The following is a 14264-nucleotide window of genomic DNA, read 5'->3' on the forward strand; positions in this document are numbered from 1 at the left end:
CCGCGGCGCCGGGCCCGCCTGCTTAGGGTCCTGGGCTGTGTCACACACCTTCGAAGAACTCGTGGAGAAGCAGCGCGCGGCCGCGGCGGCGCACGACCGGGTCGTCCGGCTGCGGGGCGACTACGGCCCGCCGGCGCAGGAGCGGTGGACCGGGACGCAGACCGAGACCTACGAGACGGCCTGGCGGGCCTGGCGCGACCTCGCCCGTGACCTGCAGGCCGCGGTGAACGAGTACGCGGGCGAGGCGGGTCGGCAGCGCACGGAGGTGGAGGAGGAGGTCGAGCGGGCGGCCGGCACCGGCGGCGCGATGCAGGCACCCGACGAGGTGTAGGCGGGTGCGGTGCGGTGCGGTGCGGACCGGCGGGCGTCGCGCGGCGGCCGCGGTCAGGCGGGGCCGCGCCGGGACCGGGTGACGCCCAGCAGGACCAGGGCGATCACCTGGCAGCCCGCCACCAGCGCGATCAGCGCGGGAACGGACACGTCGTAGAGGGCGCCGGTGAGGGTGCCTCCCGCGAGGCTCGCCGCACCCACCACCCCGGCGAACACGCCGTAGGCGGTCGCCCGCCGGCCGGCCGGCACCAGGTCGGCGACCGTGGCGCGCAGCGTCGACTCCTGCACGCCGGTCGCGGCGCCCCACACCAGGGCCCCGGCCGCCGCCACCGCGACCGTGCCGGCGAAGGCGAGGACCGGGACGGCCGCGGTCAGCAGCGGCAGCGCCACCAGGACCGCGGTGCCGTACCGGTCGTAGAGCCATCCGGTGGCGAGCGCGGCGAGCGCGTCCACGGCCATGGCGGCCGCGTACAGCACGGGCACCCAGGCCGGTGCGAGCAGATGACGGGTGACCAGGTGGTAGGAGAGCACACCGAAGGTGGCGAAGCCGGCCGTCGTGGCCGCGGTGAACGCGGCGTACCACCAGAACACCCCCGGCAGCCGGCCCGGGGCAGGGGCCGCCGCGGCGACGGGGGCGGAGGGGCCGGCGCCGACCTCGTACTCCCGGGGGTCCGGGACGCGTACCCGCAGCCAGGCCAGCAGCGCGAGCACCGCGACCCCGGGCGCGGCGAGCACGCCGAGGGCGGGCCCGTAGTCGCCGCCCGTCACGGCGAGGACGCCCGCCACGGTGAGCGGCCCGATCAGGGCGCCGATCTGGTCCAGCGCCTCGTGCACGGCGAAGCCGCGACCCCGTCCCGTCGCGGCGGCGGCGTGCGACAACAGGGTGTCCTTCGCCGGTGACCGCACCGCCTTGCCCACCCGTTCGGCCACCACCAGCACGCACGCCGCGCCCAGGGTCCCGGCGACGCCGAGCAGCGGCACCGACACCACGGTGAGGGCGTACCCGGCGATGGCCAGCGCCCAGAAGCGGCCGGTCCGGTCGGCCAGCGGGCCGGACACCAGGCGCAGGCCCAGCGCCGCCGCCTCGCCCGCCCCGGTCACCGCCCCGACCACGAGCGCCGAGGCGCCCAGCGAGGACAGCAGCGGACCCGTGACCGAGCGGGCACCTTCGTAGACGAAGTCCGCCAGCAGGCTGACCGTGCCGAACCACACCACGAAGCGCCACGGCCTCATGGGCCGTGGCGCCGCCCCCGTCTCCGGTGCCGTTTCCACGTCGGACAGTGTGGGCCCCGGGGAGGGGCGTGCGATACGGGTCAGCCGTGCGTCTTCGCCAGCAGTTCGAGGAGTTCGGCGGTGGTGCCGGTCTCGCCGAGGCGCGGGAAGATCCGCTCGATGCTGTTGCGGTGCGCCTCGCCGTCCAGGTCCGTCATGGCGTCGGCGACCAGGGAGACGTGGTAGCCGTGCTCATGCGCGGCCCGGGCGGTGGACTCCACGCCGATGGAGGTGGCGATGCCGGTCAGCACGATCTGCGTCACCCCGCGGCGTCGCAGCTGCACGTCGAGGTCGGTGCCGTGGAAGGCGCCCCAGTTGTGCTTGGTGACGGTGATGTCGCCGTCGTGACCGGACAGCTCGGGGACGATCACGTCCCAGCCGTCGGGGCGGGCGCCGCCGCCGGCCGCCTCGGTGCGGCCGGGCGGGACGTCGGCGAAGTCGGGGGCGAAGGACACCCGGACCAGGACGACGGGCAGGTCGCGGGCCCGGAAGGCGTCGGCGATCTCCGCACTGCGGGCGAGCACGTCGGCACCGGGGTGCGGCGCGGTCGGCGCGGCGACGATCCCGGCCTGCAGGTCGATCACGACGAGGGCGGTACGGGGGTCGAGGGCGGTGAGTGCCATGGGGGTGTCAGGCCTTTCGGGGGGTGATCGTACGGAGGGACCGGTCGGGCAGGACGCTCGCCAGCAGCAGTGCCGATCCGGCGAGCATGAACAGGGCCAGGCCGCGCAGCCCGGCCGTGTCGGCGCGGTGGGGGAAGAACGCCGCGGTGGCCGCGGAGGCGCTCAGCGCGCCGAGGTACATGAAGGTGCGCAGCAGCCCGGCGGCCGAGGCGATCCGCGCGGGATCGGCCTGCCGGTACAGCGCGTTCTGGGTGGCCAGGCCGAGCAGCCCCTGCGGGACGCCCATCACCACCCCGGCCGCCAGCAGCACCCACACGGGCGTGCCGGAGCCGAGCAGCAGCAGCGCCGAGCACGCGGCGATCTGCACGGCCGCGCCGACGAGCAGCTTCGCCCGCACCGCCTCGCGGCGCCCGGTGAGCCCGGAGACGGCGAGCGCGCTCGCCGACAGCGGCAGCAGCACCAGGCCGGCGGTGGAGGCGCCGAGCCCGCGGCCCTGCTCCAGCCACTGCGTGTAGCCGTACAGGAAGGCGTACGAGGTGGTGAAGGCGAGCAGTTGGCGCAGGTACGTGGCGAGCAGCGGCAGGTTGCCGCCGAGCACGCGCAGGTCGATGAACGGCTCGGCGGTGCGCAGTTCCCGGGCGGCGAAGGCGCCGGCCGCCGCCGCGCAGAGCAGGGGCAGGTACCAGCGGTCCGGCCGCGGGTCCATCAGGAAGACCATCAGTGACAGCAGCGTCGCCGCGAACAGCGCCATGCCGGGCAGGTCGACCGGGCGCCGCGCACCGGCCGGGCGGGCGTCCCGCGGCAGCCGCAGGAAGCCGAGGACCAGGCAGGCCGCCGACAGTGGCACGTTCACCGTGAACACGGCGCGCCAGCCGCCGAGGCCGATCAGCAGGCCGCCGAGGGCGGGGCCGACCACGGACACCGTCTGGTTGGCGACGGCGAGCACGGTCAGCACGCCCGCGGGACTGTCCTGCCCCGTCCGCTCGGCCTCGCGGCGGGTGAGCTGCATCGCCGCCGGATACGCGGCCGAGGTCCCGAAGCCGAGCAGGACCCGCGCCCCGATCAGCGCGCCGAGCGTCGGCGCGAACGCGCCCAGCAGCCCGGCCACGCCGACCAGCGCGGTGCCCGTCAGATAGAGCGGGCGGGGCCCGTACATGTCCACGAGCCGTCCGACCACGGGCTGGCCGACGGCGGTGGCCAGATAGAGCGCCGTCACCAGCCAGACCGTCCGTGCCGGGGGAGCGCCGAAGGCGAGGCCGATGGGGACCAGCGCCACGGCGATCATCGAGGAGTTGATCGGGTTGAGGACGGACCCCAGCGCCAGCGGCGCGATCAGCCGCCGGTCGAACCCGGCGGGCGCGGCGGCCCCGCGGTGCCGGTCCCCGCGCACGAGGCCGGCAAGCCTGGACATCACTGCTCGGACAGCCGTTCCAGCAGGGCGAAGGCGGTGATGAGCGTCTGCCGCTCGTCCTCGGTGTACCGGTCGGTCAGGGCGCGGGCCAGCCACTCCTCGCGGACCTGCCGGTCGTCCTCGATGCGCCCGCGGCCCGCCTCGGTCAGGGTGACGAGCTGCCGCCGTCCGTCGGCCGGGTCGGGACTGCGCCGGATGAGGCCGTGCCGGTCGAGGGCGGCGAGCGTGGCCGCCATCGACTGCGGCCGGACGCCCTCGGCGGACGCCAGCGCGCTCGCCGTGGCCGCCCCGTGCTTGCCGATCAGGGTCAGGGCCGACACCTGCGACGGGGTGAGTCCCTCGTCCTGTCCGACCTCGCGGATCCGGCGCCGCAGCCGGCTGAAGGCCACACGCAGGTCGCGTGCGGCACGGGCCGCGGAGGCGGAGATGCCCTCGGGCACCTCGGTGGGCTGCTGCTCCATGGCGCCACCGTAGGACCATCAGGCTGGACTGTCCAGTCCCGACTGAACAGTCCAGCCTGAACATAGGGGCATGGAGCCAGGCCGGGGGCGCGGCGCGACGTGCCGCCGTACGCTGGGCGGATGCGCCTGCTGCTGATGTCCGACACCCATCTGCCCCGGCGCGCCAAGGAGTTGCCCCCACAGCTCCTGGTCGAGATTCCGCGCGCCGACGTGGTGTTCCACGCGGGGGACTGGGTCGACGCCGCCACCCTCGACCTGCTGGAGCGGCGCAGCCGCCGGCTGGTCGGCGTCCACGGCAACAACGACGGCCCCGAGCTGCGGGCCCGGCTCCCGGAGGTGGCCCGCGCCGAGCTGGACGGCGTGCGCTTCGGGGTGGTCCACGAGACGGGGGCCGCGCAGGGCCGCGAGGCGCGCTGCGCCGCCCGCTTCCCGGACCTCGACGTACTGGTCTTCGGCCACAGCCACATCCCCTGGGACACCGTCGCCCCCTCCGGTCTGCGCCTGCTCAACCCGGGCTCCCCGACGGACCGCCGCCGACAGCCGCACTGCACCTACCTGACGGCGACCCTCACCGACGGCCACCTCACCGACGTGGAACTGCACCGGCTGCCGCAGCGTTAGGCCGGGAACCAGAGATGGATCGTGGTCCCGGGGCGTGGGATGCAGGGCCCGGGCACTGCCCGGCGGACTGGTCAGTCACCCGCGAGGACGCCCCGGGCGAGGACCGCCTCGCGCAGACGTGCGGCCATCGAGGCCGCCTCGTCCGGCGGCAGCGCCAGGACACCGTTCTCCGTCATCAGGGTGTGGAACTGCTGCTCGGAACAGGGGACGCCGGCCGGCAGAGCGGCGACGTGCCAGTGCAGATGCGCGTTGCCCTGCTGGCTGCCGAGCGAGTACAGGTAGGTGCGCTCCGGCTCGAGGACGGCCTCGACGGCGAGGGCGATCTCCCGGACGAACAGCATGAGCCGGCCGTAGGCCGCCTCGTCCAGGTCGCGCACGACGTGCTCGACGTGCGCCTTCGGTGCGACCAGGACCTTGCCCGGCACCGTGGGCCACCGGTCCAGGAACGCCACGTGATCGGGGTCCTCGAAAACCGTGGCATGCGGGTAGTCCGGGTTCCCGGCCAGGAACGCACACACGAAGCACGGCCCGCTCCGGGTCCGCTCCACGTATGCCTCAGAATCCATCGGCTGTCGATCCGCGGGCACCTGCACACCTCTCCGCGCGGGGTTGCACCAGCCCCCCCGGCCGCCACCTGATCCGCCGGACGGTGCCCAGGCGGTGCCCCGGGACACAAGGAAGGGCGGCCCGCTGGGGGCCGCCCCGGGGTCACTCTTCCCTTTCTCGGTCGCTGGAGGCGCTCCGAGCCGCTCCGTGCGCGAAAGCGGCCCGGACGCTGCGAGTGTGCGCTGTCACGGACCTCCTTCCAGCGGGAGAATGTGCGGCACATGTGCTGCGGAGGCGATACCCGCCTCATCCGTTGCAGGCGCGCGTACCCCTGCCTCCACGACTCCACACCACCTTTTTCGGTAAATGCCTGGCAAAGTCGCCCCTCTCGGACGTTCTGCCTGATGGGAGCCTTGATCGAACGGCCGGGCGGTGCCGGTCAGTGGTGGCGGATGCGGCGCACCCCCGCGATCAGCAGGGCCATCAGGGCCACCGCCCCGGCGGCCACCGCGGCCCGCCTGGCGACGGGAAGGCCGGCGGTGCGCAGCAGGCTGAGCGGCTCCGGCTCGGCCGTCCACGGCGCCGCCACACCGCCCGGCGCGGTGAACTCGTGGTGCATCTCCATGTCTTCCTCCCGGCCCTCGTGCGGGCACTCAGGCGGAGCCGCCCGCGTGGATGGCTCCGGCGGTCCCGGTCAGCGGCGCTCCGCTGCCGCCCCAGCGCAGCGCGACGATCTCGGCGGCGACCGACACGGCCACCTCCTCCGGGGTACGTGCTCCGAGGTCGAGGCCGAGAGGCGAGCGCAGCCGGGACAGTTCGGCCGCGTCCAGCCCGCTCTCGACCAGCCGCTTCCTGCGGTCGTCGTGGGTACGGCGGCTGCCCATCGCCCCGATGTAGGCCGCCGGCCGGCGCAGCGCCTCCTCCAGAAGCGGCACGTCGAACTTGGGGTCGTGGGTGAGGACGCAGATCACGGTGCGCTCGTCGGTCCGGGTGCCCTGCAGGTACCGGTGCGGCCAGTCCACGACGACCTCGACGCCCGCCGGGAACCGCTGCGGCGTGGCGAACACCGGCCGGGCGTCGCACACCGTGACCCGGTAGCCGAGGAAGGCGCCGATCCGGGCCACCGCGGCGGCGTAGTCGATCGCGCCGAACACCAGCATCCGCGGCGGCGGCGCGAAGGAGTGCAGGAACACCGTCACGGCGTCCTCCCGCCGCTCGCCGTGCGGCCCGTAGTGCCGCAGGCCCGTGGCGCCGAGCGCGAGTTCGCCGCGGGCGTCGGCGGTGACCGCCACGTCCAGGCCCGGCGCGCCGAGCGTGCCCCCGACCCGCTCCGGCCACACCGCCAGCGTCGCGCCGCGCGGCGCGGGTCCGTCGACCACGGTGGCCGCGGTCACCGGCTCGCCCGCGGCGACCGAGGCGGCCACGGCCCCGAAGGCCGGGTCGGCCGCGGCCGTGACGGGCCGGACCAGCACCGTGATCTCGCCGCCGCAGGTGAGCCCCACCGCGAACGCGTCCTCGTCGCTGTAGCCGAAGGTCGCCAGGCGCGGCTCGCCGTCGGCCGCCACCTCCCGGGCGAGGTCGAAGACCGCGCCCTCCACGCAGCCGCCGCTCACACTGCCCACGACCTCGTCGTCCGGACCCACGGCCATCGCCGCCCCGGGGTCGCGCGGCGCGCTGCGGCTGACCGAGACGACGGTCGCCAGACCGAACGGCACGTCCGCCGCGTACCAGCCCTCGAGCACCCGGAGAATGTCACGCACGCTCCGCTCCCTTCCTCTCGGCACCGGCGGCGAATCCCGCACCGGTCGGGGACCCTGCGGTGGGAGCCCTCCGGACCTCCCGCCGCAGGGGAGTACCGGATCCCGCCCCCGCGCCGGCGGCCGTACGGGAGTCCGCCCCCACCCGGGGAGCCGGACCGGCCCGCGCCTCCCCGAAGGCCCCGGCACCGGGAGCCGTACGGGAATCCGCCTCCCCGCGGCGGCCGTCTCCGCCGCTCCCGCGTCCCCGGGCCCCGCCGTCGGGCTCACCGGCGCGGCCGGGCTGCGCCCTGCGACGAAGGCGTCCATGCGAGGCGGCATCCGCGGCCGCTCATGACGCAAGTCACTCTAGGTCCGCTCCAGGCGGCCGGCGAGCGCTGCGGACCCCTCTTGTTGAGCGTTAATCCATTGCCGTGGTGCGTCCCGCTCTGCTGCACTGCCCGCACCCGTCGTCACCCAGCGAGGAGCTCCCGTGCGCGCACCGTTCATGTCCCTCCCGACCGGCATCCCTTCCACGCCCAAGGACATGACGCCCCGTGCATCTGCTCAACCTCGGAATCCTCGCCCACGTCGACGCCGGTAAGACCAGTCTCACCGAGCGGCTGCTGCACGCCGCCGGAGTGATCGACGAGATCGGCAGCGTCGACGCCGGCAGCACGCAGACCGACACCCTCGCGCTGGAGCGGCAGCGCGGCATCACCATCAAGTCCGCCGTCGTCTCCTTCCCGCTCGGCGACGTCACCGTCAACCTCGTCGACACCCCCGGGCACCCCGACTTCATCGCCGAGGTCGAGCGGGTGCTCGGTGTGCTCGACGGAGCCGTCCTCGTGGTCTCCGCGGTGGAGGGCGTGCAGGCGCAGACCCGCGTCCTGATGCGCACCCTGCGGCGGCTGCGCATCCCGACCCTCGTCTTCGTCAACAAGATCGACCGGCGCGGGGCTCGTGGCGAGGCGCTGCTGCGCGACCTGTCCGACCGGCTCGGCGCCGCCGTCGTGCCGATGGGGGACGCCCACGCGCCCGGCACCCCCGGTGCCCGCTTCGTGCCCGGCCTCGGGCCGGCGGTCCTCGACGTCCTCGCCGACCAGGACGACGACCTGCTCGCCGCCTACGTCGCGGGCGCCGACCCCGCGGACCGCCTGCCCGCGGCCCTCGCCGCCCAGACCCGGACGTGCCGCGTCCACCCGGTGTACTTCGGCTCCGCCATGACCGGCGCGGGCGTCGACGCCCTCGCCGACGGCATCCGCGACCTGCTGCCCGCGGCCGCCGGCGACCCCGGCGCCCCTTCCTCCGCCACCGTCTTCAAGGTCGAACGGGGCCCGGCGGGGGAGAAGGTCGCCTACGCGCGCGTCCTCGCCGGCACCCTCCGCATCCGCGACCGGGTGCCCGTCGGTCCCGGCCGCGCCGAGCACCGGATCACCGCGCTCAGCGTGTTCGACCACGGCACCGACGTCCGAGCCGACGCCGCGCCCGCGGGCCGGATCGCCAAGCTGTGGGGGCTCACCGGCGTCCGCGTCGGCGACGCCGTCGGCGCACCCGTCGCACCCCGCGAGCACGCCTTCGCGCCGCCCACCCTGGAGACCGTCGTCGTCCCGGCACCGGGTACCGGACGCCGCGAACTGCACCTCGCCCTGACCCTGCTCGCCGAACAGGACCCACTGATCGCCCTGCGCCACGACCCCGTGCGCCGGGAGACCTCGGTGTCGCTCTACGGCGAGGTGCAGAAGGAGGTCCTGCAGGCCACGCTCGCCGACGCGTTCGGCCTCGCGGTCGCCTTCCGGGAGACCACCGCGCTGTGCATCGAGCGGCCGGCGGGCACCGGTGCCGCCGTCGAGTTCAACAAGAAGGACGGCAACCCCTTCCTCGCCACGGTCGGCCTGCGCCTCGAGCCGGCTCCGGCCGGCGCCGGCGTCGGCTTCCGTGTGGAGGTGGAGCTGGGCTCCATGCCGTACGCCTTCTTCAAGGCCGTCGAGGACACCGTGCGGGAGACCCTCGCCCAGGGCCTGTACGGCTGGCAGGTGCCCGACTGCACCGTGACCATGACGCACTCCGGCTACTCGCCCCGCCAGAGCCACGCCCACCAGGGCTTCGACAAGAGCATGTCGAGCACCGGGGCGGACTTCCGCGGCCTCACCCCGCTGGTCCTGATCGAGGCGCTGCGCCGGGCGGGCACCCGCGTCCACGAACCCCTGCACCGCTTCCGCGTCGAGGCCCCGGCGGACACCCTGGGCGGGTTGCTGCCGGCGCTGGCCGCGCTGCGGGCGGTGCCGCAGTCGACCCGCACCCACGGATCCGCCTGCGTCCTGCACGGCACGGTCCCCGCGGCCCGGGTGCACGCACTGGAGCAGCGGCTGCCGGGCCTCACCCGGGGCGAGGGCGAGCTGGAGACCGCCTTCGACCACTATGCCGCGGTCCCGGGCGGCACACCCCCCGAGCGTCCGCGCACCGACCTCAACCCCGTCGACCGTAAGGAGTACCTGCTCAACGTGTCCCGCCGGGTGGGTGGTTGAGCGGGCGACCTCCTGCCCGTGCGCGCCCGGGAGCGACCCGGAGCGCACCGGGGCCGTTGTTGACGGAATGTCAGTTCGCTGACGCGCCCGTCCAGTCCGCCGGTACACGGCCGAGGCGGACACGCTGCGGGTGGTCGCCCACGAACAGCACCTCGCGCAGCCCCGTGCGCCGGAGGGGGCGGCGCCGGCCGGTGTGACGGCGGTGAGGGCCAGGGCCAGGGTGGCGGCCGCGGAGCACAGGAGCCCGGTTCTGGAGGGAGGCACGACTGCTCTCCTCTCTGCGGAGGGGGGTGTCGGCGCGGACCCCGGAGGTCAGGCCGGGCGAACGCCGGAAAGGTGCCGGGAGAAGTGAACACGCGCACATTCACAGTGACTTACTGAATAGGGAGGAGGCGCCTTCACCACAAGACCGCGTACACGACAAAATTGGCGCCGGGCCGGCGCGGGACGCGCGCCGGCCCGGCGAGGGAGGGACCGTGACGGGCAGACTCAGGGCGCCGACCGGCCGTTACGGCGGCAGGTCCGCCGAGGAGCGGCAGGCCGAGCGGCGCGCGCGCTTCCTCGGGGCCGCGCTGCAGCTCTTCGGCGACCGGCCCGGCTTCCGCGCCACGACCGTCTCCGCGCTGAGCGAGGCCGCCCAGCTGTCCACCCGGCAGTTCTACGAGGAGTTCCGCACGCTGGAGGACGTCCTGGCCGCCCTCCACCTCCAGGTCAACGGCTGGGCCGAGCAGGCGGTCCGGGACGCCCTGGCCGACGCGGCACCGCTGCCGCTGGACGAACGCGTCGCCGCGCTGTTCCGCGCGTACGCGGGCAGCGTCGCAGCGGACCCGCGCCGGATCCGCATCACCTTCGTCGAGATCATCGGCGTCAGCCCGCGCCTGGAGGAGCAGCGCCTGGCCCGCCGCGCCCACTGGGTCGACCTCGTCTGCGCCGAGGCCGCGGCCGCCGCCGCCCGGGGCGAGGCCGCCCCGCGGGACTACCGCATCGCCGCCACGGCGTTCATCGGCAGCGTCAACGGACTCCTGCACGACTGGAGCGCGGGCTGGGTCGACGCCTCCCTCGACGAGGTCGTCGACGAACTCGTCCGCCAGCTCCTCGCGATCCTGCGCCCCCGCGACTGGAACCCCGGGCCGCGGTGATGCGCGGCCGGAGCGGAGGAGCCGCTCCGGCCGCACGCGGCCGGCCGCACGCGGCTGTCCATGCCACGCGACGCCGGCCAGGCGAACCGGGCCCCGCGTCGGTGCGCGGCGACCAGGCCCCATGCCCCTGTGCGGCGATCGCACCCAGGGGTCCGTGCGGCGGGTTCCGTGCAGCGGTCTGCGCTCTGCGCTCTGCGGTCTGCCGTGTGCCGTGTGCCGTGTGCCGTCTGCGGTCTGCGGTCTGCGGTCCGGGGCGCGGGCGTGGCGGTGTGTGCCTCGCGGCGCGGACACGCGCAGCGTATGCCGTGGGGGCGCTCGTCCCGGCAGGACGGGCGGCATCGGCCGCAGCAGGTCCTACCCCGCGAGCCGGTCGATCGCCCGCAGGACCGGGGCCACGCCGTCCTCGGCGCGGATGCGGGTGCCCAGTGCCGCGGCCCGCTCCCGGTGGGCGGAGTCCCGGGTGACCCGGGCGAGGGCCGCGGCCAGCGCGTCCGGCGTGAGGCCGCGCAGCGGCACGGCGCACGGGGCCACCCCGAGCCCGACCAGCCGCGCGGCCCAGAACCCCTCGTCGAACTGGACCGGCACCGGCACGGCGGGCACCCCGGCCCGCAGCCCCGCCGCGGTCGTGCCCGCCCCGGCGTGGTGCACCACCGCGAGCATCCGCGGGAACAGCGCGGCGTGCGGCACCTCTCCGACGGTCACGACGTCGTCGCCGGTCGCCTCCAGACCGCTCCAGCCGCGCTGCACCACCCCGCGCAGTCCCGCCCGGCGCAGCGCACGCACGATCACCTCGCTCAGCAGGCCCGGGTCGGGCACGGTGGCGCTGCCCAGCCCGACGAACACCGGCGGGGGACCGGCGTCGAGGAAGTCCCGCAGCACGCGGGGGAGTCGGTCGCCGTTGTCGTACGGCCACCAGTAGCCGGACACCTCCAGCCCCGCCCGCCAGTCCCGCGGCCGGGGCACCACCAGCGGGCTGAACCCGTGCTGCACCGGCTGCCGCAGCCCCGACCGGATGCGCCGCGCGGTGCCGATCCGGGCCGGGGGCAGCCCGAGCCGGGCCCGCACGGCCGGGACCGCCGCCGAGAACACCCGCTCCACGACCAGGTTCACCCCGTGTCCCGCGAGCCGGTTCACCGGTGCACCCCACTGACCGCCGCCGAGCAGCGGAGGGGCGAACTCACCCGTGGGGGAAAGCGGTTGGAGGTGCGTGCCGAGGCTGGGCAGGGACAGCGCCTCGGCGATGGCGTGCCCGACCGGCCCGAGGGAGCCGGAGAGAAGCAGGATGTCGCTCTTCTCCGCCGCCGCGATCAGGTCGTCGGTCATCCGCGCCAGCGCCGCCCTTACGATCCCGACGGCCCGGACCATCTTGCCCGCGCCCGTCGCACTGCGGTGCAGCCGCTGCCCGCGCGTCGAGTCCAGCTCGGCCCGGGGGTCCACCGGCAGCGGATGGAAGCTCAGGCCCGAGCCCGCGACCAGTGGTTGGAAGCAGCCGTGGGTGACCAGGGTGACCTCGTGTCCCGCACGGGCCAGCCCGTGCCCGAGTCCGGTGAAGGGGACGACGTCTCCCCGGGAGCCCGCTGTCATGATCGCTACGCGCACGCGGTCAGTATGCGGGCGGTGCGGGCCGCCGCCGCGGAACGACCCGACCGACGCCCCGGCCTTCACCCCCATCGCGCCCCGGCCGTGGTCCGCCCGGCACCGCGGCCGACCCGCGCCCCGCGCGCCGGCACCGCACACCCGCACCGCCCGCTCCCCCCAGACCGGCCCCCCACGCCTGGCGCCGCGCGTCCCGGCCGGCGCAGATGCACGCCCGAAACGGTGCACGTGGGACCGGTGCCCGCACAGACCGGTCACCGGTGCCGCAGATGCCGCCCGTTCGCCGGACCCGGCCACTGCGGCAGCCGGGTACCTCGGCCGGTCCGCGGCGGGTGCAGCGCGGAGCGCAGCGCGGCGGCGGAGAGGAGCCGGGCGGCCGTGGAGTTGCGGCGCCGCCGCCACGGCACCGCACCCGGCCGGAACCCGGCACGTGCCGAGAAGGTCCAGGTCAGTCGGGAACTGACCGCGACCCGCCCGGCCCGCCTCACTCCTCGTCCCATGCCTGGATCATGATCTGCTCGGCGATCTTGCCGTCCCGCAGGGTGATCATGGACTCGGCCAGGACGCGCACGCCGTCGGGATAGGCGCAGGACTCCACGTACGCGGCGCGGTCGCCCTCGACGACGCACTGCTCCAGCCTGTGCGTCATGTCCCGGCTGTAGACGTCGTCCAGCATCGAGCCGATCTCCTCGCGGCCGTGCAGGATCTTCGGGTGGCTGGGCTGGGTGTGGTGGTCGATGATCCGGATCTCCGCGTCGTCCGCGTAGAGCGACAGCAACGCGGACGAGCCGTCCCCTTCGATGCCCCGCCGCAGGCTCTCGGTGTCGAAGGCGGGGCTTGCCGTGGTAGCCATGGTGACCTCCTACGAAGGCGGCGGCCCGGGGAGGAGGGCCGCGACGGGCCTCACCTCCGAGGCTCCTCCGCTCCTCCTGGCCGGGCAAGCGCAGCCGGGGTGCTCCGCCTGACGGGTGAGCGTCGCCGCCCGGCCGTGTCCCCGGGCCCGCCGAGTCCGTTGCTGAGGGCATGATCTCCACTCGACGCATCGTCGCCGCCGTCGGTCTCGCCGCCTCGGTCACCGGCCTCGCCTCGCTGCCGGCCAGTGCCGCTCCCGGCGCCGCCCCGGTCGCCGGTCCGCTCAAGCCCCTCGGCGTGCTCGACTCCCTGGCGGCCCAGAGCATCCCCGCCCCGCAGCGGGCCCAGGTCCCCACGGTCGCCGGTCAGCTCAGCGGGCTCGACCACCTCCGTGACCTGAACCGGTTGAACCAGCTCACGGACCCGGTCGCCCCGGTCCTCGGCATGGTCCCCGCCGTCCAGCACTGACCCGCCCGTGCCCGCCCGGCCCCGCGCGCCCCGCGCCGGACCGGGCGGGCGTCCGCGTGTCCGGGACCCGGACGGGACGTGAGGAGCCGGGACCGCGGCGACTGCCGGGACGCCCCCGCCGGGACGGGGCCCGTGGGCCGGGGCCGGCCGGTGCCGGCCCACGGGCGCCCGGCCGGGGCGGGCGGGCCTCCGCGCGCCGGTCCTCCCGCTCCCGCCGCGCCGCCCCGGTCACCCGTCCGTCGCGAGGAACTGCGTGGCCGCCGGCCCGGCGTGGAGCGCGTCGGCGGCCACGAGGCCGCGGTGAGTGCCCACCGCGCGGACCCGGCCCGCGTCCATGACGACGATCCGGTCGGCCGCCGTCACCGTGGACAGCCGTTGGGCGACGACCGGCACGGTGGTCGTCCGGGCCACGTCGGCGACCGTGTCGCGCAGGGCCGCCTCGTCCACCGCGTCCGGCTACGAGGTCGCCTCGTCCAGGAGCAGCAGGCGCGGCCGGCGCAGCAGGGCGTGGACGATCGCCACCCTCTGCCGCTCCCCGCCGGACAACTTGGTGCCGCTGCTCTCCCTGCCCGGACTCCGGCGAAGCGTCAAGGCTGCTTGGCGGCCGGTCCGCCGGATCCGCCGGACCGGCCGCGGTCCGGAGGGCGCGGCGCGGGTCGGGGCCCCGGCGCCGCGCCCGGG

At 75.8% G+C, this 14264-nt stretch carries 15 protein-coding genes and 1 pseudogene; 5 read left to right on the forward strand and 11 right to left on the reverse strand.

Annotation, left to right across the window (positions count from 1 at the left end; genetic code table 11):
• The first annotated feature begins 37 nt into the window (after positions 1-37).
• Positions 38-331, forward strand: a complete 294-nt coding sequence (locus P3H78_RS10115; protein ID WP_276108533.1) for a hypothetical protein — start codon at positions 38-40, stop codon at positions 329-331.
• Positions 332-384: 53 nt separating this feature from the next.
• On the opposite strand, the gene P3H78_RS10120 is transcribed toward P3H78_RS10115, so the two are convergent.
• From P3H78_RS10120 to P3H78_RS10135, 4 genes are read right to left on the reverse strand one after another with little or no spacing between them, the layout of a single operon-like run.
• Positions 385-1602 (reverse strand): MFS transporter, encoded by a 1218-nt coding sequence (locus P3H78_RS10120; protein ID WP_276108534.1) that lies wholly within the window; start codon positions 1600-1602, stop codon positions 385-387.
• Between the two features lie 41 nt (positions 1603-1643).
• Positions 1644-2225, reverse strand: coding sequence for an isochorismatase family protein (locus P3H78_RS10125; protein ID WP_276108535.1), 582 nt, complete (start codon positions 2223-2225; stop codon positions 1644-1646).
• A gap of 7 nt (positions 2226-2232) precedes the next feature.
• Entirely contained in the window at positions 2233-3636 is a 1404-nt protein-coding gene (locus tag P3H78_RS10130; protein ID WP_276108536.1) for an MFS transporter, read from the reverse strand.
• Positions 3636-4097, reverse strand: coding sequence for a MarR family winged helix-turn-helix transcriptional regulator (locus P3H78_RS10135; RefSeq protein ID WP_276108537.1), 462 nt, complete (start codon positions 4095-4097; stop codon positions 3636-3638). Before P3H78_RS10135 ends, P3H78_RS10130 begins: the two co-directional genes overlap by 1 nt.
• Positions 4098-4217: 120 nt before the next feature.
• Here P3H78_RS10135 and P3H78_RS10140 point away from each other — a divergent pair, with 120 nt between their 5' ends.
• Complete coding sequence (locus P3H78_RS10140) at positions 4218-4718, forward strand: metallophosphoesterase family protein (protein ID WP_276108538.1); 501 nt, start codon at positions 4218-4220, stop codon at positions 4716-4718.
• 71 nt (positions 4719-4789) lie between these two features.
• On the opposite strand, the gene P3H78_RS10145 is transcribed toward P3H78_RS10140, so the two are convergent.
• The 3 genes from P3H78_RS10145 to P3H78_RS10155 form a co-directional block, all read right to left on the reverse strand.
• Entirely contained in the window at positions 4790-5284 is a 495-nt protein-coding gene (locus P3H78_RS10145; protein WP_276108539.1) for an HIT family protein, read from the reverse strand.
• Positions 5285-5703: 419 nt separating this feature from the next.
• Positions 5704-5889 carry a hypothetical protein gene (locus P3H78_RS10150; RefSeq protein WP_276108540.1) on the reverse strand — a complete coding sequence of 62 codons (186 nt, stop codon included), beginning with the start codon at positions 5887-5889 and terminating at the stop codon, positions 5704-5706.
• A gap of 28 nt (positions 5890-5917) precedes the next feature.
• Entirely contained in the window at positions 5918-7024 is a 1107-nt protein-coding gene (locus P3H78_RS10155) for an XdhC family protein (protein ID WP_276108541.1), read from the reverse strand.
• 533 nt (positions 7025-7557) lie between these two features.
• Here P3H78_RS10155 and P3H78_RS10160 point away from each other — a divergent pair.
• Together P3H78_RS10160 and P3H78_RS10165 are read left to right on the forward strand one after the other, a co-directional pair.
• Complete coding sequence (locus tag P3H78_RS10160) at positions 7558-9528, forward strand: elongation factor G (protein ID WP_276108542.1); 1971 nt, start codon at positions 7558-7560, stop codon at positions 9526-9528.
• 476 nt (positions 9529-10004) lie between these two features.
• The gene (locus P3H78_RS10165; protein WP_276108543.1) at positions 10005-10667 is read left to right on the forward strand and encodes a TetR/AcrR family transcriptional regulator; all 663 of its coding nucleotides are present in this window, start codon (positions 10005-10007) and stop codon (positions 10665-10667) included.
• Between the two features lie 354 nt (positions 10668-11021).
• On the opposite strand, the gene P3H78_RS10170 is transcribed toward P3H78_RS10165, so the two are convergent.
• From P3H78_RS10170 to P3H78_RS10180, 3 genes are all read right to left on the reverse strand, one after another.
• Positions 11022-12251: a glycosyltransferase gene (locus P3H78_RS10170; RefSeq protein WP_276108789.1), complete on the reverse strand. Its 1230-nt coding sequence runs from the start codon at positions 12249-12251 to the stop codon at positions 11022-11024.
• A gap of 266 nt (positions 12252-12517) precedes the next feature.
• Positions 12518-12763: a hypothetical protein gene (locus P3H78_RS10175; RefSeq protein ID WP_276108544.1), complete on the reverse strand. Its 246-nt coding sequence runs from the start codon at positions 12761-12763 to the stop codon at positions 12518-12520.
• Positions 12748-13116, reverse strand: coding sequence for a nuclear transport factor 2 family protein (locus P3H78_RS10180; RefSeq protein WP_276108545.1), 369 nt, complete (start codon positions 13114-13116; stop codon positions 12748-12750). The genes P3H78_RS10175 and P3H78_RS10180 overlap by 16 nt, the downstream gene beginning before the upstream one ends.
• A 170-nt stretch (positions 13117-13286) precedes the next feature.
• Here P3H78_RS10180 and P3H78_RS10185 point away from each other — a divergent pair, with 170 nt between their 5' ends.
• The gene (locus P3H78_RS10185; protein ID WP_276108546.1) at positions 13287-13583 is read left to right on the forward strand and encodes a hypothetical protein; all 297 of its coding nucleotides are present in this window, start codon (positions 13287-13289) and stop codon (positions 13581-13583) included.
• A gap of 228 nt (positions 13584-13811) precedes the next feature.
• Here P3H78_RS10185 and P3H78_RS10190 read toward each other — a convergent pair.
• Positions 13812-14141: pseudogene (locus tag P3H78_RS10190) on the reverse strand (ATP-binding cassette domain-containing protein); the annotation flags it as partial.
• Between the last annotated feature and the right edge of the window lie 123 nt (positions 14142-14264).

The sequence above is a fragment of the Streptomyces tropicalis genome, from assembly GCF_029269835.1.
GTDB classification, from domain to species: Bacteria; Actinomycetota; Actinomycetes; order Streptomycetales; family Streptomycetaceae; genus Streptomyces; species Streptomyces tropicalis.